Below are 23,301 nucleotides of genomic sequence, written 5' to 3'. Positions count from 1 at the left end.
CTATTTAATTAGCTGCCATTGAATATCTGCGACCACTGGGGCGTGATCGGAGGGACGTTCTAAACGACGCGGCTCCTTGTCAATCCAGCAGGCTTTGCAGAGCGCTTTGAGGGCATCGCTAATCAGAATATGATCAATGCGTAGACCGGCATTGCGCCTAAAGCCCATCATGCGATAATCCCACCAGGAAAAGCTTTTTTCCTCTTGTTCAAATAGCCTAAAGGCATCATGCAGGCCTAAGTCCATCAGCTTTTGTAAGGCAGCACGCTCTGGCGCTGAAATTAAAATATCGCCTTTGTAGCCATCGTGTACATCCCGATCTTCGGGGGCAATATTAAAGTCGCCGGTAATGAGTAGTTGTTGATAGCTAGCCATTTCCTCCTCGAGGAAGCGGTGCAGTTGCTCAAACCAAGCGAGTTTATACTCATATTTATCGCTACCGACGGCGCTACCATTAGGGCAATAGACATTGATAATACGGATTGGACCCTGCGCCGAATCAAAGGTGGCAGCAATTAAGCGTTGCTGAGTGTCTTCATAATAGGGGTTGTTGCGTACAACATCATGACCTTTATGGCGACTGATAATCGCTACCCCGTTATAGGTTTTTTGACCTGACCAACAGGCCTGATAGCCTATCTCCTCAAAAGCGGCTAAATCAAAGAACTTATTATCCTGTTTTAATTCCTGTAAACACAAAATATCGATAGGGTTTGCTTTTAACCAGTCAATAACTTGGGGTAGACGTATTTTTAAAGAATTGACATTCCAAGTGGCAATCATCGTTTTTTTAACTTAAATTCAAAGACTCTCTATATTAACAATCAAGGCAGCAATTTTGCTATTTGTCGTCATAACAGCGCAAATTACTCCCAAACTTCACTAAGATAGAGTTATTTTTAATCGATTTTTAGGGGTAATTAATGCGCACTAAGCATGCACCCGATCCTGAATTTGATGTACCCATGATGGTTGAACAAGGTGATGTGCTGTATTTGCACTTTGACAGTCCTTGGGCGCAAGGGGCGATGTCTTTATCCGATCCGAACTCATTGGTGTTTTTATATACGCAGCAAATGTGCGCTTGGATGTTATTTGAAGCGGCCGATAGTGAGTCGGCGATTGCTTTGTTGGGCTTGGGGGCGGGGAGTCATTTTCGCTTTTTACAAAAGCATACGAACTCACCCGTGTTGGCGGTGGAGTGGAATGAACTGGTGATTATGTGTGTGGAGGACCATTTTCACGTGGCAACAGATGAACGCTGTCAGATCGTGGAGGCGAATGCAGAAAAGTGGGTGCATGAGACCTCAGTGCAGGGGCAATATCGTTTTTTAATGGTGGATCTCTATGATTACACAGCCGAGGGACCAGTTTGTAGCTCCAAAAAGTTTTATAAGGGTTGCGCCAATATCTTAGGGAAAGACGGGATTGCGAGTTTTAATCTTTTTGGGCATCATCCAAGTTTCCCTAAGAATTTGGCTAATATTCGTGCTGCCTTTGATGGGCGTGTGATGATGTTTCCCGAAACGGTGGATGGTAATCGCGTGGTGCTAGCCTTTAAGGGGGCGAACAGGGTCTATCGTCGTGAGGAGCTAGCGCTGAGGGCACAACATATGCAGCTGATTTACGGTTTGCCGGGTGCGGAGTTTTTAGATAGTTTGTTACAAGAGCCTGCAAATCATTTTGTGATTCGCGATAATAAAATTATTATTTAGTATTTCTTGAATATTCTCATAAAAGGAGAGGTATTAATGAGTCGTTTTAGTAAAAAGCACCTAGGTCTGGTATTAGGCCTTAGTTTAGGTTTGGGATTAGCTGCACCCACAGCGGTGATGGCCAAGGATAAGTTCGTTGCCATTACCTCCATCGTTGAGCATCCGGCCTTAGATGCGTTTAAGGACGGTGTGGTTGAGGGTTTAGGTGCCGAGGGCTTTAAAGAGGGCGATAATCTCCGTGTTAAGTTCCAGACTGCTCAGGGTAATACCGGCACAGCGGCTCAAATTGCTCGTCAATACGTAGGTGAAAACCCAGACGTGATTGTGGCGATTGGCACACCTTCTGCGCAGGCGGTAGTGGCAGCTACCAAGAGCATTCCAGTCGTGTTCGGTGCGATCACGGATCCGATTGCGGCCCAGTTGGTTAAGGAGCGCGGACCCTCCGGCACCAATGTCACCGGTATGTCGGATGAATTACCGTTGGAGTCTTCGATTGAGTTGATCAAAAAGGCCCTGCCTGAGGCTAAACGCGTAGGTATGGTGTATAACCCTGGTGAGGTTAACTCTAAAATTGTGGTTGATCGCTTAAAGGAATTGATGCCTCAGCATGGCCTGAGCTTGGTTGAAGCTTCCGCCCCACGTACGGTAGATGTTGGCTCAGCAGCGCGTAGCTTAGTATCCAAGGCAGATCTGATTTTCTCCACCACGGATAATAACGTGATAGCCACTTATGAATCCTTGACCAAGGTTTCTTTAGATTCAAAAATACCGTTAATTGCATCGGATACCGATAGCGTACCGCGCGGTGCGATTGCAGCTTTAGGTCTGAATTATAAGCAGTTGGGTGTACAAACTGGTCATATGGTGGCGCGTATCTTAAATGGTGAAAAGCCAGGTGATATCAGTTGGGAAACCTCAAATGAGCTTGCGATTCATTTAAATAAAAAAATGGCTGATCAAATCGGCGTTAAGTTGAGTGATGAATTACTAAAATCTGCTGAGAAAGTGATCGAGTAATTTACAATTGGTTATAATTTATGCGCTAAGTGAATCAATATTGTCTCGATGGCAGTCATTGATTACTTAGCGCTTATTTTTATATGACTTCGGAATTGCCTGATTAGGTTTTTTAGCCATGTCCTTATTAGCTTCATTAGGCGCTTTAGAGCTGGGCTTAATTTATAGCCTTGTTGCTCTGGGCGTTTTTATTTCGTTCAGAATTCTGCGTTTCCCTGATTTAACGGTTGATGGTACCTTTGCTACGGGTGGGGCGGTTGCTGCCTTGATGATTAGTCAAGGCTATGAGCCTTTTATGGTGTCGCTCTGTGCGGCCTTGGCGGGTGCGGTGGCGGGTTCCATTACCGGTTGGTTAAATACCAAGTTGGGCATTATGGATTTGCTCGCCAGTATTTTGATGATGACGGCACTGTATTCGATTAATTTGCGCATTATGAGTGGGCCGAATATTCCATTGATTTTTGATGAGACTGTGTTTACTAGCACCGTGCCAGCCGCAATCAGTGATTATCTATGGCGTCCTATTTTGTTGACCTTGATTTTAATTAGCGTTTTGCTATTGTTAAATCTATATTTCTCCACTCGTTCTGGTTTGGCCATGCGGGCTACGGGTGCTAATTTGCGGATGGCGCGTTCACAGGGCGTTGCAACTGACCGCTCCATTATCGGCGGTATGGCGTTGTCTAATGCGATGGTTGCGTTGGCGGGTGCCTTATTTGCACAATCCCAGGGTGGGTCGGATATTTCAATGGGTATCGGTACCATCGTGATTGGTTTAGCGGCGGTTATTTTAGGTCAGAGCGTGATTCACGCGCGTCGTTTTTTGTTTGTGTTGCTATCGGTGATTTTTGGTGCGATTGTTTATCGATTCTTTATCGCCTTTGCCCTAAATAGTGATGTCATCGGCTTAAAAGCGCAAGACTTGAATTTAGTGACGGCCTTGTTAGTTACCATTGCCTTGATTTTGCCTAAACTTAAAAAACTATTGCTCAAAAAGTGAGTGCGTGATGCTTGATATTAAAAATATTCATATTACGTTTAATCCAAACACGCCAATTGAAACTAAAGCCTTACGCGGTGCCTCGCTTGCGATTGCCGAGGGTGAATTTGTCTCGGTGATCGGTTCAAATGGTGCAGGTAAAAGTACCTTATTAAATGCAGTGGCTGGTGAGCTGCGGGTGGATAAAGGGCAAATCTTAGTTAATCAAAAGGATGTGACTCGTTTGCCCGTATGGGACCGGGCCAAGCAGGTGGCACGAGTGTTTCAGGATCCGATGGCGGGAACCTGTGAGGATTTGACGATTGAGGAGAATTTGGCGCTAGCCTACAGCCGAGGTCAAAAACGGGGCTTAAGAGCGGCCATTAAGCCAGCAATGCGTGAGTTTTTCCAAGAGCGCTTGGCCATTTTAGGATTAGGACTGGAGCATCGTTTAAGCGATCGTATCGGTTTGTTGTCTGGCGGACAGCGTCAGGCTATTAGTTTATTAATGGCGACCTTGCAGCCTAGTCGGATTTTGTTATTGGATGAGCATACCGCTGCCCTCGATCCGCGTACGGCCGCTTTTATTCTGGGCTTGACCGAGAAGATTGTCGAAGAGCAGGGGCTAACCACGATGATGGTAACCCATAGTATGAAGCAGGCCTTGGAGCATGGTGATCGTACGGTGATGTTGCATCAGGGCAAAGTTGTGTTGGATGTGAGTGGTGAAAAGCGCGCCCAAATGAGCGTGAGCGACTTATTGGAAATGTTTGAAAAGGTGCGAGGTGAGGTGGTCGAAGACGATGCCTTGTTACTCGATTAAGCGAGTAAGTTCGTTTATGTCAATTGGCCCTAAAGTGATTGCGTACTTTAGGGCTTTTGTTTTATTTATGGTTGAGAATGATATTCGATAAGCTTAAAAAATGCAAAAATGATTGCCTAGGCAATTAGATTTACGATATAATGTTTTTTTGCTTTTTTACATGAGTAATTCGGTGTCGAAGCACATAATTCTCATAAAATAGTTGTAACTGTGGTGAGTGCGTGGTTGTTAGGAGCTAATCAATGATTAGCTTCGGTGCTCCGAATACACCCCATCTCATTGTTTAATTATTCTTTCCAGACTGCTACTCGGTGAGCTATTGGCTAGCGCCGAGTTGAGAGCATATAGATAAGTAAATAGGTCATTCATGAAGATAAATCAAGCTGCCACACGTGGCCTTATGGTGGCATTAAGCTACACTGCATTTTTGACGTTGAGCGCCTGCTCAGAGGATGCTTCAGAGCAGCAAGCACCGCCGCCCATGGCTGTTAGTGTGGTTGAGGCTAAAACTGAATCTACTAAGGTTTATACTACCTTGCCGGCTCGAGTCAATGCACTGAAAGATGCGCAGATTTTGGCACGTGTTACCGGTAATATTGAATCCATTGAGTTTGAACAGGGTGGCCGCGTGAGTGCGGGGCAACTGCTATTTAAGATCGATCCTAAACCTTATCAGGCGGCTTATAATCAAGCAGCGGCGAGCTTAAAGCAGGCGCAAGCGACGGCCCGTAGTGCGAATGCCTTAGCCAAGCGTTACCGCGGTTTAGTAAACTCATCAGCCATTAGCCGCCAGGAATATGATGATGCGATGGCTAAAGCCGGTCTGGCTAATGCTTCTGTTGAGCAGGCTCAGGCAGCCTTAAATAATGCAGAAATTAAACTCGGCTATACCAAGGTTGAATCACCGATCGATGGTATTGTAGGCCCCGCATTGGTGACGGAAGGGGCATTGGTCAGTGAGAGCAGTGGCAGTCCATTAGCTATCGTACAGCAGCTTGATAAGGTGTATGTCGATTTTAATCAGACCGTTAATGAGCTGAGCCAATTACGTCGCGATCTAAGTGAGGGTAAGCTCAAAACCCTAGGTGACGGGGTGGCTGAAGTTGAGTTGGTGATGGATGACGGCAGCCTCTATCCAAACAAGGGTCAGCTCTTATTTACCGGCGTGCAGGTCAATCCCGGCACGGGTCAGGTTCAGTTGCGCGCCACCTTTCCAAACCCTGATCATTACCTATTACCAGGGATGTATTTGCAAGTGCGTTTAGCGCGGGCTTCGGTAGATGATGCGATTTTTGTCCCTAATCAAGCCATTCAGCGTACCTCTGAAGGCGGTAGTAAAGTGATGTTGGTTGATGAGGAAAATGTGGTACGTGACAGCCCAGTGGTATTAGGTCAGGAGTTTGGCGGGCGTACCCTAGTATTAAGCGGTGTCAAGGTCGGTGATAAGGTAATTACTGAAGGCTTTACTAAGATCCGTACTGGTCAAACGGTAAGACCACAGCTTAAAGGCGCTGCCCAACAAGCTCAACAAGAGCAGCAGGCTCAACCGGCTGAAACAGCGGCAAGTCAGGCCCCTGCCGAGCAGTCTGAACAGGGTGCCGATACTGAAGCGGCTGCAGTAGCGCAGTAGGAGCTTGATTAATGTCTAATTTCTTTATTCATCGCCCGATTTTTGCCTGGGTGCTGGCTATTCTTATCTCCTTTGCTGGTTTACTGGCGATCCCAAATATGTCGGTGGAACAATATCCTGATGTGGCACCGCCCGCCATTACCATTAGTGCAACCTATCCTGGCGCTTCTGCCGAGGAGGTGTCACGTTCGGTGGTCAGTTTGATTGAAGATGAGCTCAATGGTGCCGATGGGCTACTGTATTATTCTTCAACCGCTGATGCGAGTGGTCGTGCCAGTATCGTCGTTACCTTTGAACCGGGGACCGATCAGGATTTAGCGCAGGTGGACGTACAAAACCGCGTTTCTAATATTCAATCCTCCTTGCCGCAAGCCGTGTTGGAGCAGGGAGTACGCTACTCTAAGGGCTTAACCAGTTTCTTGATGATTGTATCAATGTATTCGGATAATCCGGATATTGATGCGGCAAGTGTGGCTGACTACATCACTCGTAACGTTAAAAACAGTATTTCCCGTTTGGATGGGGTGGGTAATTTTCAGCTTTTCTCCGCACCGCGGGCAATGCGTATCTGGGTCGATCCTGAGAAGTTGAGTGGCTATGGTTTAACCATGACGGATGTAACGGCCGCCTTGCGCTCACAAAATATCCCCGTCGCAGCAGGTATTTTAGGTGGTCCACCGACTGATGCTGACTTGATGACAACAGCCATTACCTCAGTTAATGGTGAATTGACGAATATCGACGAATTTAAAAACGTAGTTTTACGTGCCAATGCTGATGGCTCATTAGTCAGAGTTCAGGACGTGGCACGGGTTGAAGTCGGTTTAAGCTCCTATAGCTTTAATGGTAAATTGGACGGTAGACCAGTTGCTACCTTTGCAATTAATCTGGCGGCCGGTGCCAATGCCTTGGAAACTGCTGCACTGGTGCGCGCAGAGATGGAGTCACTGTCACAGTATTTCCCAGATGGTATCAGCTATGCCATTCCTTATGATACGGCGCCCTATGTTAAGGAATCCATTCTGAAGGTAGTGCATACCTTGCTTGAAGCGGTGGTGTTGGTATTTGTTGTGATGTTTTTGTTTTTACAAAATGTCCGTTATACCGTGATTCCTGCGCTAGTCGTGCCTATTGCCTTATTGGGTACGCTCGCGATCCTCTGGATGGTCGGTATGTCGGTCAATACCATGACCATGTTCGCAATGGTGCTTTCTATCGGTATTTTGGTGGATGATGCCATTGTGGTGGTGGAAAACGTGGAGCGGATCATGATGGAAGAGCGGATTCCGCCGCTCCAAGCCACCATTAAAGCCATGCCACAAATTGGTGGAGCGATTGTCGGTATTACGCTGGTGTTGGTGACCGTGTTCTTCCCATTGGCCTTTATGAGCGGCTCCTCGGGTGTGATTTACCGCCAGTTTGCTGTGGCCATGGCAGTGTCTATTGCGTTCTCGGGCTTTTTTGCTTTGACCTTTACGCCGGCACTTTGTGCTACTTTCCTTAAGCCGGTTACTGTTGGTGCGCATGATCGTCGCGGATTCTTTGGTTGGTTTAACCGTAATTTCGATCGCATGACCGAGGGTTATACCTCGTGGGTTGCCAAGCTAGTTAAGCGTGGCGGTCGGATGATGTTTATTTATCTGGCCTTAACCATCGGTGCCTTATGGTTTTTTGTGCGGATGCCAGGCTCCTTTATGCCGGACGAGGACCAAGGGGTGGTGATTACGAACGTGGAGTTAGCTTCGGGTTCGACCGCAGAGCGTACGGAAGCAGTGCTTGATCAGGCGCGTGTATTTTTTGAAAAAGAAGATGCGGTGGAGCACGTGGTATCCATTCGTGGTTTTAGTTTTAATGGTACAGGGATTAATGCCGGTATTATCTTTACTCCGCTTAAGGACTTTAAGGATCGTACCGCAACAGCGCAGGAAATTGCTGGTCGCGCCACCGGTGCCTTATTATTCGGGGTGCCTGATGCCACGATGTTTAGTGTGATGCCGCCACCGATTCCTTCTTTAGGTAATGCCTCAGGTTTTGATATGTATTTACAAGACCGTGGGACCTTAGGTGTTAATGAGCTACGCGCTCAGGCCGATCAATTAGTTGCTTTGGCTTCACAGAACCCTAAACTTAATAGTGTGCGTATTGCTAGCCTAGGTGCCGGTCCATCCTTGGAGATTAAGATTGATCGCGCTAAAGCGATGACTTATGGGGTTAGCTTCCCGGATTTGGCGCAAGTACTCTCCTCTTCGCTCGGTGGTGCCTATTTAGGTAAGTTCCCGAATATGGGTCGGATGCAGGATATTTGGGTGCAGGCAGATAATCCTTTTCGCCGTTCACCGGATGATTTATTACGTCTTAAAGTGCGTAATGCCACAGGTGATTTAGTGGAATTATCCAACTTTGTTGAGGTGCGCTGGAGCCTGGCACAAAGCTTAGTACAACGCTATAACAGCTATTTTGCGGTTAATATCAGTGGTTCCGCAGCGCCCGGTGTGGCGAATGGTGAGGCCATGGCAGAGATGGAGCGTCTGATTAGGGATAATCTGTCGGCCGATATCGGTTTTGAATGGACTGGTTTATCGTATCAAGAGATTGAGGCGGGTAACCAAGGCTCGATTTTGATGATACTTTCGCTGTTCGTGGTATTCTTGGTGCTGGCTGCGCTTTATGAGAGTTGGAGTATCCCACTATCGGCGGTGATGATTGTGCCACTTGGTTTATTGGGCTCGGTTGCGTTTGCGTATCTCTTTAACTTGTCCAATGATATTTACTTCCAAGTCGGGGTGGTGACGGTGATTGGTTTAGCAACGAAAAACGCCATTCTAATTGTTGAGTTTGCTAAGGATGCCGTGGCTACGGGTCAACCGTTATTTGAGTCAACAGTGCGTGCCGCTCGTCTACGTTTGCGACCGATTTTGATGACCTCATTTGCCTTTATTTTAGGTGTGACCCCATTAATGATCGCAACAGGTGCCGGTGCTGCAGGTCAAAGAACCTTAGGTACTGGGGTTGTGGGTGGTATGATTGCTGCGACTGTGTTCTCGATTTTCATGGTACCGATTTTCTTCTCGGTGGTCTTGAAGATCTTTAAAACTAAGCCTAAGCTTTTAGGTGCGCAAGTGGTTGAGCAGCAAAGCGAGATGCAGAGTCGCGAGGAAAAAGATTTTATTTACTCCGAGGCCTATCCTGAGTTAGATCCTTATCGTGTCGGATCCGACGATACTAATCATTCAAAGGATGATGGTTCAAAGCCTGGTGACGACACGAATCAAACGCGTGAGGAATAGTTTGTGAAAAAATTATCAATACTCAGTGTCAGTCTGATGTTGGCGGCTTGCTCATTAAATCCTAAGTATGAGCAACCGCAGGCACCCGTTCCGTCAGCCTATCCTGGCGCCTCGGCGGCGCTGCCGGCTGGTATGCTTAGCGGTGCCGATCTGGGCTGGCAAGAAGTCATCCGTGAGCCTCGTTTACGGGCATTGATTGAATTGGCGCTGACGAATAATCGTGATATGTTGATTGCGATTCAACGGGTTGAGGAGGCGCGTGCGCTATATGGAGTTCAGCGTAGTGACTTGCTACCGCATATTGGTGCTACAGCTCAAGAAAGCGCACAGCGTCTGCCCCCAGATATGCGCATGCCTGGACAGGATAGTATTAGTCGTAGCTATAGCGCGGGTTTGGGCATCACCGCCTTTGAGCTGGATTTGTGGGGTAGAAAGCGTAGTTTAAGTGAGTCGGCCTTTGAGCAGTATTTAGCGACTGATGAGGCGAGAAAAAATGTGCAGTTGAGTCTGATTTCTCAAGTTGCCTCTACCTATTTTACTTGGCGCACTGCGCAAAGTCAGCAGGATCTGGCGCGTCGCACCATTGATGCCTATCAAGCGAGTTATGATTTGGTGAATCGTCGCTTTAAGGCAGGGGTGGCTTCTGGTTTAGAAAGAAATCAGGCGCTCACTACCTTGCAAGCTGCCAAAGCTGCCCTAGCCGCTGCTAATCGTCAGGTGCTGGTAGCGTCTAATGCCCTCGATCTCTTGATTGGACAGCCGCAGCCAGCTGACTTACCGGCAGCGGTGCCTTTTGCTGCGGATAATTTAATCGCTGAGATTCCGGCGGGCGTGTCTTCCACACTCTTAATAAGACGTCCTGATATTATTGGCGCCGAGCATCAACTAAAAGCAGCGAATGCTCAAATTGGTGCAGCACGGGCAGCGTTTTTTCCTAGCATTTCCTTAACCGGTTTATTAGGCACCATTAGTCCGCAGCTAAGTGGGCTGTTTGATCGCCAAACTGAGACTTGGTCATTTAATCCGAGTATTAATTTACCCATTTTCACCGCTGGCGCATTACGCAATAATTTAAACTTAGCCGAGGTTCGCAAAGAAATTGCCATTCTCAATTATGAGAAAGCCATTCAAAACGCCTTTCGTGAGGTCTCCGATGCACTCGCTGGTGAAGCCACTTATAAAGAGCAGTTGGATGCATTGCGAGAGCAGCAAGCGGCAGCTTATCAGAGTCTGAATTTATCTGAGCAACGCTACCAAGCCGGTGTGGATAGCTTTTTACAGGTGCAACAAGCGCAAATTACGCTATTTAATACGCAACAGAACTTTTTACAGCTTGGTTTGGCTTCATTGATGAATCGTTTAGAGCTATATAAGGCCTTGGGTGGTGGTTGGACTGCTACTACGGTTACTAGCTTAGCAGTGCCGACGGCTGAGGCTGAGTAAAAGCCGGCGCATTAAAAAAAGTGCGTTTTTAATGTCTAAAATAACTGGCTAAATCCAAGCATGTGTTTGGATTTAGCCTTTGAGTGGTTATAACTATTGTGGAGTCTTCATGGATTTAGGTGTTAATATTGATCACGTTGCGACACTTCGTCAACAGCGCAATGTCGCTTATCCCGATCCGATTCGAGCAGCCTTATTAGCCGAAGAGGCTGGCGCCGATGCCATTACGCTGCATTTGCGCTTTGACCGTCGTCATATTCAAGATGCGGATTTATATAAAATGCGTCCATTACTGCGTACGCGCATGAATTTAGAATGTGCTATTACCGATGAGATGTTGGATATTGCGCTTGACGTAAGGCCGCATGATGTGTGCTTAGTGCCTGAACGAGCAGAGGAGTTAACCACTGAGGGTGGCTTGGATGTGGTGACTCGTTTTGATGAGGTAAAGCATGCGGTCGCACGCCTACAGGATGCCGGTATTCGTGTGTCACTCTTTATCGATCCAGAGGAGCGCCAAATTGAAGCGGCGGCCCGTACCGGTGCGACTGTGATTGAAATTCATACCGGCAATTATTCACAAGCCACGGAAATTCCAGCCGAGAGTGAGCAGGCGGCGGCTAAGGATGAGATCGTTGCCAAGGAATTAGAGCGTGTACGTCTGGGAATGGTAGCAGGTCTGGGCTTGGGTCTTAAGGTAAATGCCGGTCATGGCTTACACTATAGCAATGTGCAGAATATCGTTGCCTTGGGTGGTTTTAATGAATTAAATATTGGTCACGCCATTGTTGCTCAAGCCATTTTTGATGGGTGGGAAAAGGCCGTGCGCGATATGAAGGCGTTACTTAGAAGCACGGCCTGTGTTTAATTTGATAGGGAGATTAAGATGGTCGATCAGAAAGCAGCCATTGATTTGCTACTTAAGCGCAATTCGATGAAGTTAGTGCAGGCGCCGGGCCCTTCGGACGAGGAACTGGCGACGATCCTGCAGGCCGCCATGACGGCCCCTGATCATGGGGCCTTGCGTCCGTGGCGTTTTAAAGTGATTCGCGGTGAGGAAGCGGTGCAGCAGTTTGCAGAGCTTTCTTTTAAGCATCGTCAAGCCTCAGCGATGCCTTTTACTGAAGAGAAATTAGCTTCAAGTAAAGCTTGGCTTGCTGATGTGCCTTTGATCATTGCCGTTGCGGCCCAAATTAATCATCAAGTCATTGAGAAAATCGACGAAACGGAGCAATTATTGGCGACAGGGGCGGCCATGACACAAATTCTTAATGCGTGTCATTTCCTAGGCTATGGCGCCTTTTGGAGTACGGGTATTGCGACCTATATCGAGGATTTTCAGACAGCGATTGGTTTTGATCCCTTGGACTATCGCTTTATGGGCTTTATTGCGATTGGTACCCCCAAAATGGGGATTCCTCAAAAAGAGCGTCCAAACTATCAGGACTTTACGACGCTGTGGACTGGCTCAGGGAATTAAGCGTAGCCTTTAATGGTAATTACTGACTGCATTTTTTCTAATTTGTCGTTATGCTACAAGTTATTTTAATAATCTATAGTTTAGATCTTAAGTAGTTTTGTTGGAGGACGACATATTATGAAGAAACCTTTCCGTTTATCAGCACTTTTTGCAGCGACCGCTTTATCATTCGGTTTGGCCGCTTCCGCTCATGCTGAAGTGGTCAAAATCGGCTTTGTAGGTCCTATCACTGGTCCTTTGACGCAATATGGTGATATGGTACTTGAGGGTATGAATACTGCGATTGAGGCAGTGAATGATGCTGGCGGTATTAATGGTAATACTTTCGAAATCGTGCGGGTAGATGACGCATGTGAGCCTAAACAAGGTCCAATCGCAGCGAATAACATCATCAACCAAAAAATTGGTTTTGTGGTTGGTCCAGTGTGTACCGGTGCCACCGTTGCTGCGGCGAGCATTTTAGATGAGCAGGGCGTGGTTACAATTACACCATCCGGTACGGGTCCAGTGATTACCGATGACAAGAATTTCCACTTTATTTTCCGTTCCATCGGTCGTGATGACCAGCAGGGTCCTGCGGCGGCCGAGTACATCATCAATGTTGCTAAGCCTCAGCGTTTAGCGGTATTGCACGATAAGCAGTCTTATGGTCAGGGTATTGCCGCTTCTGTGCGTGATGAAGCAAAAAATGCAGGCGTCAATGTGGTGATGTTTGAGGGTATTAATGCCGGTGAGTCTGATTACTCTGCAATCTTAACCAGTATGCGTTCAAATGACGTTGATTTTGTGTATTTCGGTGGCTATCACCCTGAGATGGGTTTATTACTTCGTCAGGCCAAAGAGCTTGGCTTTGAGGCACCGTTTATGGGTCCTGAGGGTGTAGGTAACCCTGACGTAAATGCGATCGCCGGTGATGCGGTTGAGGGTATGCTCTTAACCTTACCAGCAGACTACTCGGCTCGCCCTGAAAACGCTGAGATTGTTGAGGCTTTCAAAGCCAAAAACCGTAATCCTTCTGGCGCTTTCCAGTTGACTGCTTATGCGGCTACCCAAGCTATTCTTAAGGGTATCGAAGAAACTAAATCCACCGATCCTGAGAAAGTCGCTGATTGGTTACACGCCAACAAGGTATCTACTGTATTAGGTGATATTAGCTGGAACGAGCAGGGTGACTTAACGGAGTTCGTGTTCGATGTGTTTAAATGGCATGCTGACGGTTCTAAGTCTTTAGCAAAGTAATTAATTAAAACGCAGCATATAGTAGTATCAAGGCACTTGGGTGGTTTTGCTGTCCAAGTGCTTTTTTATGTAGCACAGACTTAGCATGTCGTCTGCTTGCAATCGATTATCTAGGTATTGTTAGTCATCGCCCATCCCTTTAGCTCAATTGACTGCATAGGCATCTATTTTGTAATGCGCCGCTTAAAGCATTTTTAATGCACGGGTTTTAATATAAAATGAGCTATTAAATTATTAAGGCGATAAGGGATTGGATACAGTTTCTTCATATTTTAAGCAAACCGCTCAAGGGCATTTGTCAATTACTGGTGAATGGGTATTGGCAAATTTCGGCGAGCTAAAGCAGTTAAAGTCGGAGCTGAGTCAGGCCTTGGACGGCGCTGAGACCATCGATTTTTCCGAGCTGCAGCACTTGGATACCAATGGTGCCTATTTACTGGTGAAGTATTTAGGCGCAGAGCGTATCGAAAGCGTGTTGGATGATGCTTCACTTGCGCCGGCATTTCGCGCTTTATTAGCGGTGGTTCAGCAAAGTATCACTGAGGCAGGCGAGCACCAGCCCGAACTCAAACAGCACAGTGCCATTGCTTTATGGTTAGATCGTATGGGTCGACGCACCCTTGATGCTAAGAACGAGGCGGTACGTTGGTTCGCTTTTTTTGGCATGGTGCTAGAGGGTATGTGCCTTAACTTTTTACAGCCTCATAAGTGGCGTTTGACCTCGGTCATCGCTCATATTGATGCCAGTGGCTATCAAGCGGTACCAATTATTTTTCTATTGAATTATTTGATTGGTGCGGTGGTGGCTTTTTTGGGCGCCACCGTGTTGGAGCAGTTTGGGGCGACGATTTTTACCGTACATTTGGTTGGCTTTGCCTTTATGCGTGAATTTGGCGTGCTCTTAACTGCCATTTTAATGGCCGGACGGACCGCTAGTGCCTTTACTGCACATATCGGTTCGATGCGCTTACACGAGGAAATTGATGCGCTCAAAGTCAGTGGGGTGAATCCTATTCATGTGTTGGTATTGCCGAGAGTAACTGCCTTATTGGTGAGTCTGCCTTTATTGACCTTTATTGCGATTGGTGCAGGTATTTTAGGCGGGATGACAGTATCCATCTTTATGCTCGGTATTTCACCCACCTTATTTGTTGAGATTTTGGTTGATAAAGTCGGTTTAAGGCATTTTTTAGTGGGTATGTCCAAAGCCCCTATCTTTGCCTTAGTGATTGCCACCACCGGTTGTTTAGAGGGCTTTAAGGTTAGGGGTAGTGCTGAGTCCTTAGGTCGACAAACAACCAATAGCGTGGTTAAGTGTATTTTCCTGGTGATCTTGATTGATGCCTTAATGGCGATGTTCTTTATGGAAATGGGGTGGTAGTGATGCAGCAGTCTCAAGTACCCAAGCCAGACCCTAAGCAGTCTAATGATGAGCCCGAGATCGTCATTAGGGTGCGCGGTTTACGCAATCAATTTGGTTCACATGTGGTTCACGATAACTTGGATTTAGACGTTTACAAGGGCGATATTCTTGGCGTGGTGGGAGGATCCGGTACGGGTAAATCAGTGTTGCTGCGCTCCATCGTCGGCCTAATCACACCGGCTGCCGGTGAGGTCACGGTCTTTGGTAAAACCTTAAGTGAGCTCTCGGATAAAGAGCGTGATAGCGTTGATCGACAGATGGGTGTACTGTTTCAACAAGGCGCCCTTTACTCCTCCTTAACGGTCAAGGAAAATATTGCCTTTCCCTTAATTGAGCAGTTAGGGATGTCACGCCCTGAGGCTGAGGATTTGGCCTTGATGAAGATTTTTTTAGTGGGTCTATCAGCGGTAGCTGCCGATCGCTACCCCTCGGAGTTATCGGGCGGTATGATTAAACGAGCGGCTTTGGCTCGCTCATTAGCCTTGGATCCGGCCATCTTGTTTTTAGATGAGCCGACGGCCGGTTTAGATCCTATTAGTGCCGCTAATTTTGATGAATTGATCATGACACTTAGAGATGCGCTTGGTTTAACCATCTTTTTAGTGACACATGATATGGATACTTTGTATACGGCATGCGATAAGATTGCCGTACTCTCAGACAAGAAAGTGTTAATTTCTGCACCCATTGAAGAAGTAAAAAAAGTTGATAATGAGTGGATTCAGGAGTACTTTAACGGCCCGCGTGGTCGTGCCGCCTACTCATCTCATCAGCAAGAAGAATAGTTTTTTTAAAGGTAAGCTATGGAGCCAAAAGCAAGGCATATTTTAATCGGTTTTTTCACCGTACTGATTACCGTGGGTATTGTGACTGCGGTTTCTATCTTAGGTAAAATCACCACTTCTCAGAAGTGGCAGTATTTTATTATCCAGTTCAATGAAAGTGTGAGCGGTCTGTCTAACGGCAGTGCCGTTGAATATAGCGGTCTTAAAATCGGCGAGGTAGAACGACTGGAGCTACAGGCTAATCCTAATCTGGTGAATGCCTATGTCAAATTAAACGAGGACGTTAAGGTACGCTCCGATGTGGTGGTGATGTTATCGCTCGTGGGGGTGACGGGTCAGTCGGTGATTTCAATGTCCGGCGGTAGCCCTGAGGGCATGCTGTTAGAGGGTGATCGTGATGATCGTCCGATTCTCTATGCGACACCATCACCGCTGTCTAAGCTCTTTTCCAGTGGTGAGGGTTTAGCTTCCAGCTTAAGTGAAAGCTTGATTCGCTTCAAGAAGTTATTAAGTGATGATAATATCAATCACTTTGCAGGTATTTTGGCGAATGTGGAGAGTTTTACGGGTTCGCTTGCCGCAGAAGGGGATTCGCTGCAATCAGCAATTCGTGAGGCAGATGAGCTCATGGCTAATGCTAATGAAGCAGTGGCTTTATTTAAAGAGTTTAATTCAAGTGTAAATCATCTATTAAATGAACAGGGTGCTAAGGCGATGGAGTCAATGACCACAGCCATTGATTCTGTGAAGCAAGCCTCGGAAAATATTAAAAAGTTAGTGATTAACTCACAAGGCAAACTATCCAATAGCTTAGAGGGTTTAGAGCAGGTCGGCCCGGCTCTAAATGAGTTTAAGCGTGGTATGAGTACCTTTAATAATTTATTAAGAGATTTTTCAGAAAGTCCGGGTCGCTTTATTCTAGAGGGCGAACAGCTTAAGGAGTACAAACCATGGTAAAACAATCAATAGGTCGAATCATGTTGTTAGGTGCCTTGGCGACCTTAGTCTCGGCTTGTTCAATTATTCCTAAAAGTCCGAAGCTCACGGTCTATCAATTGCCTCAACGGGCGCAGGCAGTTCAATCATCAACAACGCTTAATAAGGTATTGCGTGTGGCCATTCCTTATAGCCGTAACTATTTAGATACCTCGCGTATTGTAGCGGTGACGCCTGAACATCATATGGCTGTGATGGACGGTATTCGTTGGGAGGATTTAGGGCCAATTGTCTTTAGAGATAGTTTAATTCGTGCACTTCGCAGTGCAGGTATTTATCGAGCGGTGATTAATGATGATACGCCCTCAGGGGATTATGCATTACGCAGTGATTTGCAAGATTTTCAGGTAGACCATAGCGTGCAACCGGCGACCGTCGTGATTAGCTTGGATGTCAATTTGACTAATCTTAAAAACCCGAACGAGCCGACGAATACCCGCAGCTTTACTGCGCGTGCAGCTTTAGCGGCGGCATCGGATGAAGCGGTGATTGAAGCCTTTGCTGATGCGAATCAGCAAATTCAGACGCAGATCATTGAGTGGTTAAGCAGTCAACCAAGCGCCAGATAAGTTTGTCGAATGATGGCGGGGGATAGCCTGTGGCAACAGATTAAAGGCGGTGCTGATGAAGCAAGCACCGCCTTAATCATCTGATGCTTTAAAAGAACAAACTCAGACTATTGACACTTAAAGCTAATGTAGTAGGCATCACCCACTGAGCCAGAACCGGTCGGTGCGTGCTGCTGAATATTGGTCGCTTGTAGTGGGGAGCATACACGATTTGCATTGCTTTGGCAGGTGGCCCAGTCCGGTGCTGAGGTCGCATTATCTGAGCATTGAAGACCATAAGAGTTATTATCGCTCAAATCGATTTTGCTGGCGCAGGCTGATAATATGACAGGGACCGCGATTAAGAGTAATTTTTTTAATTTCATAAGTAAAACTCCGAGCCTCTTCTTTTCTAAACAATTGGATTTTATCAATAGTTTAGCTCAAATCCTAGTGATACACGCTGAAAGCGCCGAATAAGCCTTTTTACCATTGGGCTGAGGGCACTCGCAAGAAGAGGTTACATTTGCTTGCTAATCTGTTGCTGAATCACTGCTAAGATAAACTATACAATAAATTGTTGTTATCTTTTCTTATCCTTTTAAGGAGCTATCTGATGAAGAAAGTATTACTCCCAGTTTTATCTGCCTTGATGTTAAGTGGTGTTGCTGTGGCTCAGGCTGTGGCTCAGGATGAGGGTCCTGATAATCGCTCTGCTTGGGCCAAATCTCAAGATATGTATGTTGAGCCTACGCTACGTATTACGGAAACCACAATTCCTGTGACGCCTGAGCAAGCAGCTCAACAAAATTTAAATGTGCGTGAAGTACCTGCGGGTACGGCGACTGCGCAAAGCACGACCACCGTGGTTAATCCCGATGGTCAGGTTGTTGGACAAAAAACGGAGCCTGCGAGCGGTGTAGCTGCGCCTGCAGTGGTTGAGCCTGCCGTTACGCCTATGCAGCAACAGGGTGCGCCGGTAGAGGACTTATCTAGACAGGTTAAATAGGTCTTAAGCAACTAAGTCGCAGCCATAGCCACACGGAGCCTGTTGATATGATCAACAGGCTTTTTTGTGGCTGGCTAAAATTAGCCAGCCACCGCATATTACTTTGCGCATAAGCTAAACTCCTCATGTTGAGGCAAAGAGCGGTAGTTGATGCTATGACAGAAAGTGTAGCCACCGATAGCGCTGCGCAGCAGGGCGAGAGTGCGCATCTTGAGTTGCTCCACGAGCTGAGCGAGGAGCAATATGCAGCTGCGACCAGTGAGGCTTCTGCTACGCTCGTGTTGGCTGGTGCAGGTACTGGCAAGACACGCACCTTAATTGCTCGCTTAGGCTATTTGCATAGCATTGGCTATTTTAATGAGGCAAGGGTCTTGATGTTAGCCTTTGCTAAAAAAGCCGCACAAGAGATGTCGGAGCGTATTGAGCAGTTGCTTCCCAGCGTGAGTGAGGCAGTCGATGTGAGTACCTTTCACAGTTTGGGCTTGCAAATCGTAGCCAGGGTCACAGGGCGTATGCCACGCTTAACTGAGCTAAGCGAGGCAGATGCGTTGTCACACTTTATTCGTCAAGGTTTTTTTGAGCTATGTGCGAGGGATTCAGCGTATTTAAAGGCATATTACAAGTGGCTTAATCTATCCAGTCTTGATAATCTTGCCGCTCAGTCATTGCGTACGCTGAATGATGAATACACACGTCATCGCGGTGAGTGGATATGCGCCAATGTGCTTTATCAATTAAATATCGACTATTTTTATCAGCCACTGTATGCCCAACCCCATCACTGGACCAAGTATCAATGCTATCGGCCGAGCTTTTATTTAGTCAATGAGGGCATTTATCTTGAGGTCTATGAGGTGGCTGAGCAGGCGCTTAGTGCATCGCAGCTAGCCCATCGCCAGCGGGTGAGTGTGCTTCATACGACCCAAGGTACCACTCATATTGAGTTGTTCGTGGGTGAGTCCTTAGCGGATTTTTATGCGCATTGCCTAAGGCTACTGAGTCGTCTTAAGAAGCCTGCCAGGCACCAACGCAGGCCACGAGCTAAGTCATTACGACTGGGTCGTTCAGCTTATCATTATGAGCACTTAGTGGCACAGCTCTGTCGTTGGTTGCCTTTGTTTAAGCATCAGCAGAGTTGGCCAGATTTGAGTCAAAGCCCATTAGCTGATGGGCATTTATTAAATGCCTTATTGGCACCCTTATGGCAGCGTTATCAAGCTCATTTAGCTGACACTGGCACGATTGATTATGAACAAATGATTAGCTTGGCGAGCGATTATGTGCGCTCCGGGGCTTTTAAGGTACCTTGGAGTGAGGTGATGATTGACGAGTTTCAAGATATTTCGGCTGAGCGGGCTGCGTTAATTCAAGCCATGCGTGAGCAAAAGCCCTCGCTGCGCTTATTTTGTGTGGGTGATGATTGGCAAGCAATTTACCGCTTTGCTGGCTCAAACTTACGCTTTACCACCGACTTTGAGCATTATTTCGGTCAGGTGCAACGCTATGCGCTAAGTCAGACCTTTCGCTTTGGTGAGTGTTTAAGTCGAGAGTCCAGCCGTTTTGTGCTACAGAATCCGCTCCAAAGTCGTAAGGCCTTATATGGGCAAGCAGGGCATCAGCAGCCCTTGGTCTTATGTTGCACCAAGGAACTGACTGAGGGGGCTTTGCTTGCAAGGATTTTTGAGTTGATTCAACGGGATGCGGCGGGGCGTTTAACTGGGGGTGCCCAAGAGCGCTCCACGGTGTTATTGTTATCACGTTTTCATCATTTTTTACCCGCCGCCAAGACCATGCAAGCGTGGTCGCGGCAATTCCCCAAGTTGACGTTGTTACAGGGCACGGTGCACGGGGTCAAGGGCAATGAAGCGGATTACGTGGTGTTATTAGCGATGAATCAGGGGGAGTTTGGCTTTCCTTCGACAAAGCAGAGCGATGCATTAGTTGAGTACCATTTGCCTCCGCCTGAGGACTTTCCTTATGCAGAGGAACGGCGCTTATTTTATGTGGCTTTGACCAGAGCAAGACAGCAGGTTTATTTAATTTATGATGAGGATAATGCCTCGGTGTTTATTGAGGAGCTCAAAAGAGATTACCCTGTTTTACACTTAAAAGAGTTAATGCAGCAAGCAGGATTACTTAAAAAGCCTCGAAAAAAGGCATGGCAGCGGCTTAATATTTTCAAAGTTAGGTAAAATAGAGCCCATACTGTTTTGGAACCGCTTCTCTGCTATGCGATTTATTATTTATTTTCTGATTTTTGTCTATTTTTCAAGTAACTATGACAGCTTTTTTATCGGCCTAATAGCCGCTATTGGCGCAGCTTATGGTTGGCGCTACTTAAAAAATCGTATGCAAGCCTCTGAGCCTACAGCAGGTGCTCGCTCTTGGGGTGAAAATACATGGGGTAAGCAGTCCACACGAGGCGCTACCTCCTATGATTTTGGTCGGGGTCATATACGTTCAGCTATTTTCCCAAACGAGGTATTTACACCAATTTCATTTTATGTGGCTGCTTTGTTTTTGTGTTTAGGACGTATTGCTAAGGCAAAAGGAGTAGTACACGAAAGGGATATTGATTTAGCCAATCGGGTGATGAACCAATTGCGCTTACCTGAGGCTTTGCGGAGTGAGGCCAGAAAGTTTTTTAATCAGGGTAAGGACTCAAGTTTTTCCGTCTCGGATCTGGTGCTGGAGGTAAAAAAGCAGTTTATTGCTTTTCCAAACTTCCAACGTATGTTTTTTGATATTTGTTTGAGTGCGGCGATTTTGGATGGGCGTATCATCGCTTCGGAAAAAAGCATTATTCGAGATTTATTCCCTTTAACCGGGGCGCGTCCGGAGCTGTTTGATGATTTTATTGGGCAGTTTGAACAAGGCGCAGCCTTTGGTCAAGAGCGTGCTCATACAGGCTATGGCGATCATGGGCAATCACATGGTCGCTCATCACAGGACCAAGGTTGGGGGCGTGCGACCAAATCAAAATTGGCAGAGGCCTTGGCAACCTTAGGGGTGACGGAAGATGTGCAGCAGGATGAATTAAAGCGTGTGTATCGTCGCTTAATTAATCAATATCATCCAGATAAATTGGCTGGTCAAAACTTACCTGAGGGCTTAGTTGAGATGGCCAAGGAAAAAACGCAGCAGATTATCTCATCCTATAACTACATTATGGAGTATAAGGGCTGGTCGCGCTAAGGCAGTATGTACTCGTCGCTGCTAAAACTGCCTCAGCGACAGCTAATAAGGTGGCTTTGGATTAAAATGCTGATGACTCTTCGTTGTAGGCGAGTGCTGCTAAGGCCGCTGCGAGTATCTCGCCGGAGGCGCAGAAAAACACTAGCGTATCCCCGTCATTTGCATTATCCAGTATGCTGCTGATCTCATCCTCGGGATCGTTTAGTTCATGTAGCTCAGCCACATGCACAGAGCCCATTTCAAATCGCTCCTCCGGCAGTATCTGAGGGATCAGCTCATAATCAGTAGCAGCGATCACAAAGCATAAAAAGAGCTGGCTACCCTCAACATTGGCACGTAACTCTAGGCCGATATCCTCAAGCGTGTCGCCCTGGTGGGCATTGATATGACGATGGAATGTTGTGCTTAAATAGTCTTGCATAATCTAGTCGCTGTGCTCTAGTCACTACTCAGTCATGAGATTGGTCGGTGGCGGTAAATCTTGTGGTTTAGGCGCAGCAGGTCCTTGATAAGAAGCGGGATGTTGGGCACACGCCGCTAAAAAGCTTGAAGCTGTTAAAATAAACAGTAGTTTTTTGATTTTATCCATATGCTGTGCTCCAACGTAGTTAATCATTCATTGTAGTGTATTTTTTAATCCATTTCACTGTCGAGGTCTATTGTACGTAATGCGCAAAATTATTCATATTGATATGGATGCATTTTATGTGTCCGTTGAGTTGCGCGATAGACCGGAGCTTCGGGGGCAGCCGGTGATAGTGGCTTGGGATGGCGCGCGTTCGGTGGTGTGTGCCGCTTCGTATGAGGTTAGACAGTATGGTGTGCATTCTGCTATGTCGGTGGCGCGGGCAAAGCAGCTTTGTCCACAGGCGATTTACATTAGTCCTGATTTTTCAAAGTATCGTGCCGTGTCTCAGCAAATTCATGCGATTTTCAGACAGCATACGGATTTAATTGAGCCTATTTCACTGGATGAAGCGTATTTGGATGTGACTGAAAATAAATTGAATATCCCCATTGCCACAGAGATAGCACAGTTGATTCGTCGTGATATTTTTGCAACAACGGGTTTAACTGCTTCAGCAGGTGTGGCCCCAAATAAATTTATTGCAAAAATTGCTTCCGATTGGAATAAGCCGAACGGGATCAAGGTGGTTTCACCGCAAAGGATGATGGAATTCCTATTGCCCTTACCGGTGCAGAAAATTCCTGGGGTGGGACGGGTGACCCTAGCAAAAATGCATCGTCTTAAAATTTATACGGTGGAGGATATGAGCGCTTTTAGCTTGGGTGAATTAGCGCATCATTTTGGTAGCTATGGCTATCGCTTGTATCAACTCGCTAAAGGCATTGATCGTCGTCCAGTGAAGGCTCAGCGTGAACCAAAACAAATATCCGCAGAAAATACCTTTATGCGTGATTTACAGGTGGCGGAGATTGCCGAAGCGCTGGCGCCAATTGCAGAAAAAGTGGCAGCGGTGGCCCAGCGTAAGGGGCAGTTTGGCTATTGCGTGACCCTACGCCTAAAAACCGCTGATTTCAGAGTGATGACCCGCTCCATCACGCTTTCCCATGTGTTGCATCAAGCGGATGAGATTTTGCAGCAAGCCTTGCATTTATTAGAGCAGTTAAGCCCCGAAGAGAAAGCACAACGCTATCGCTTAGCAGGAATTGGCATTAGTCAATTCCTAAGCAGGGAAGCAGTAGAATCTCAGCTGAGCTTATTTTAAAT

The 23,301-nt window shown here is 46.7% G+C and carries 22 protein-coding genes; 18 read left to right on the top strand and 4 right to left on the bottom strand.

Translation table 11 applies throughout. The features are described from left to right. Positions 1–783 (bottom strand): exodeoxyribonuclease III, encoded by a 783-nt coding sequence (gene xth / locus HMPREF3179_RS07950; RefSeq protein ID WP_036558283.1) that lies wholly within the window; start codon positions 781–783, stop codon positions 1–3. 140 nt (positions 784–923) lie between these two features. Here xth and HMPREF3179_RS07945 point away from each other — a divergent pair, with 140 nt between their 5' ends. The 14 genes from HMPREF3179_RS07945 (at position 924) to HMPREF3179_RS07880 (ending at position 17,386) form a co-directional block, all read left to right on the top strand. After that, positions 924–1,715, top strand: coding sequence for a class I SAM-dependent methyltransferase (locus HMPREF3179_RS07945; RefSeq protein WP_036558286.1), 792 nt, complete (start codon positions 924–926; stop codon positions 1,713–1,715). A 36-nt stretch (positions 1,716–1,751) separates the two neighbouring features. After that, positions 1,752–2,732: an ABC transporter substrate-binding protein gene (locus HMPREF3179_RS07940; RefSeq protein WP_036558291.1), complete on the top strand. Its 981-nt coding sequence runs from the start codon at positions 1,752–1,754 to the stop codon at positions 2,730–2,732. 118 nt (positions 2,733–2,850) lie between these two features. Then, the gene (locus HMPREF3179_RS07935) at positions 2,851–3,732 is read left to right on the top strand and encodes an ABC transporter permease (RefSeq protein ID WP_036558293.1); all 882 of its coding nucleotides are present in this window, start codon (positions 2,851–2,853) and stop codon (positions 3,730–3,732) included. A gap of 7 nt (positions 3,733–3,739) precedes the next feature. Beyond that, positions 3,740–4,534: an ABC transporter ATP-binding protein gene (locus tag HMPREF3179_RS07930; protein WP_036558296.1), complete on the top strand. Its 795-nt coding sequence runs from the start codon at positions 3,740–3,742 to the stop codon at positions 4,532–4,534. A gap of 367 nt (positions 4,535–4,901) precedes the next feature. Next, positions 4,902–6,164, top strand: a complete 1,263-nt coding sequence (locus HMPREF3179_RS07925; protein WP_018026204.1) for an efflux RND transporter periplasmic adaptor subunit — start codon at positions 4,902–4,904, stop codon at positions 6,162–6,164. A gap of 11 nt (positions 6,165–6,175) precedes the next feature. Beyond that, positions 6,176–9,451 carry a multidrug efflux RND transporter permease subunit gene (locus HMPREF3179_RS07920; protein WP_070470554.1) on the top strand — a complete coding sequence of 1,092 codons (3,276 nt, stop codon included), beginning with the start codon at positions 6,176–6,178 and terminating at the stop codon, positions 9,449–9,451. A 36-nt stretch (positions 9,452–9,487) separates the two neighbouring features. After that, positions 9,488–10,894, top strand: a complete 1,407-nt coding sequence (locus HMPREF3179_RS07915) for an efflux transporter outer membrane subunit (RefSeq protein WP_070470552.1) — start codon at positions 9,488–9,490, stop codon at positions 10,892–10,894. Between the two features lie 109 nt (positions 10,895–11,003). Next, positions 11,004–11,762, top strand: coding sequence for a pyridoxine 5'-phosphate synthase (locus HMPREF3179_RS07910; RefSeq protein WP_070470550.1), 759 nt, complete (start codon positions 11,004–11,006; stop codon positions 11,760–11,762). Positions 11,763–11,780: 18 nt separating this feature from the next. Then, the gene (locus HMPREF3179_RS07905; protein WP_048767565.1) at positions 11,781–12,374 is read left to right on the top strand and encodes a nitroreductase family protein; all 594 of its coding nucleotides are present in this window, start codon (positions 11,781–11,783) and stop codon (positions 12,372–12,374) included. Between the two features lie 117 nt (positions 12,375–12,491). Further along, entirely contained in the window at positions 12,492–13,613 is a 1,122-nt protein-coding gene (locus HMPREF3179_RS07900; RefSeq protein WP_048767564.1) for a high-affinity branched-chain amino acid ABC transporter substrate-binding protein, read from the top strand. A gap of 250 nt (positions 13,614–13,863) precedes the next feature. Beyond that, positions 13,864–14,994: an MlaE family ABC transporter permease gene (locus HMPREF3179_RS07895; RefSeq protein WP_070470547.1), complete on the top strand. Its 1,131-nt coding sequence runs from the start codon at positions 13,864–13,866 to the stop codon at positions 14,992–14,994. 2 nt (positions 14,995–14,996) lie between these two features. Then, the gene (locus HMPREF3179_RS07890) at positions 14,997–15,821 is read left to right on the top strand and encodes an ABC transporter ATP-binding protein (RefSeq protein ID WP_036558315.1); all 825 of its coding nucleotides are present in this window, start codon (positions 14,997–14,999) and stop codon (positions 15,819–15,821) included. Positions 15,822–15,839: 18 nt separating this feature from the next. Continuing rightward, positions 15,840–16,778, top strand: a complete 939-nt coding sequence (locus HMPREF3179_RS07885; RefSeq protein ID WP_018026196.1) for an MlaD family protein — start codon at positions 15,840–15,842, stop codon at positions 16,776–16,778. Then, positions 16,772–17,386, top strand: a complete 615-nt coding sequence (locus HMPREF3179_RS07880) for an ABC-type transport auxiliary lipoprotein family protein (protein ID WP_036558320.1) — start codon at positions 16,772–16,774, stop codon at positions 17,384–17,386. The genes HMPREF3179_RS07885 and HMPREF3179_RS07880 overlap by 7 nt, the downstream gene beginning before the upstream one ends. A gap of 107 nt (positions 17,387–17,493) precedes the next feature. Here the strand turns inward: HMPREF3179_RS07880 and HMPREF3179_RS07875 are convergent, their stop codons facing one another. After that, the gene (locus HMPREF3179_RS07875) at positions 17,494–17,751 is read right to left on the bottom strand and encodes a hypothetical protein (protein ID WP_018026194.1); all 258 of its coding nucleotides are present in this window, start codon (positions 17,749–17,751) and stop codon (positions 17,494–17,496) included. Positions 17,752–17,981: 230 nt separating this feature from the next. On the opposite strand from HMPREF3179_RS07875, the gene HMPREF3179_RS07870 reads away from it, so the two are divergent. The 3 genes from HMPREF3179_RS07870 to djlA all read left to right on the top strand — a co-directional run bounded on the left by HMPREF3179_RS07870 (position 17,982) and on the right by djlA (position 21,569). Then, positions 17,982–18,374: a hypothetical protein gene (locus HMPREF3179_RS07870; RefSeq protein ID WP_070470542.1), complete on the top strand. Its 393-nt coding sequence runs from the start codon at positions 17,982–17,984 to the stop codon at positions 18,372–18,374. 155 nt (positions 18,375–18,529) lie between these two features. Continuing rightward, positions 18,530–20,566, top strand: coding sequence for a UvrD-helicase domain-containing protein (locus HMPREF3179_RS07865; protein WP_070470540.1), 2,037 nt, complete (start codon positions 18,530–18,532; stop codon positions 20,564–20,566). 37 nt (positions 20,567–20,603) lie between these two features. Then, positions 20,604–21,569 carry a co-chaperone DjlA gene (djlA, locus tag HMPREF3179_RS07860; protein ID WP_036558324.1) on the top strand — a complete coding sequence of 322 codons (966 nt, stop codon included), beginning with the start codon at positions 20,604–20,606 and terminating at the stop codon, positions 21,567–21,569. 61 nt (positions 21,570–21,630) lie between these two features. On the opposite strand, the gene HMPREF3179_RS07855 is transcribed toward djlA, so the two are convergent. Both HMPREF3179_RS07855 and HMPREF3179_RS12300 read right to left on the bottom strand, forming a co-directional pair. After that, positions 21,631–21,990, bottom strand: coding sequence for a hypothetical protein (locus HMPREF3179_RS07855; RefSeq protein WP_070470538.1), 360 nt, complete (start codon positions 21,988–21,990; stop codon positions 21,631–21,633). Between the two features lie 24 nt (positions 21,991–22,014). Then, positions 22,015–22,158 (bottom strand): hypothetical protein, encoded by a 144-nt coding sequence (locus HMPREF3179_RS12300; protein ID WP_018026189.1) that lies wholly within the window; start codon positions 22,156–22,158, stop codon positions 22,015–22,017. 79 nt (positions 22,159–22,237) lie between these two features. Between HMPREF3179_RS12300 and dinB the strand changes: the two genes are divergently transcribed. Then, positions 22,238–23,299, top strand: a complete 1,062-nt coding sequence (gene dinB / locus HMPREF3179_RS07850) for a DNA polymerase IV (protein ID WP_070470535.1) — start codon at positions 22,238–22,240, stop codon at positions 23,297–23,299. Positions 23,300–23,301: the final 2 nt, after the last annotated feature.

It is taken from the genome of Oligella sp. HMSC09E12 (genome assembly GCF_001808505.1).
GTDB classification, from domain to species: Bacteria; Pseudomonadota; Gammaproteobacteria; order Burkholderiales; family Burkholderiaceae_B; genus Oligella; species Oligella urethralis.
Note: the sequence above shows the minus strand (reverse complement) of the source record. Positions and strands in the feature narration are given on the sequence as shown.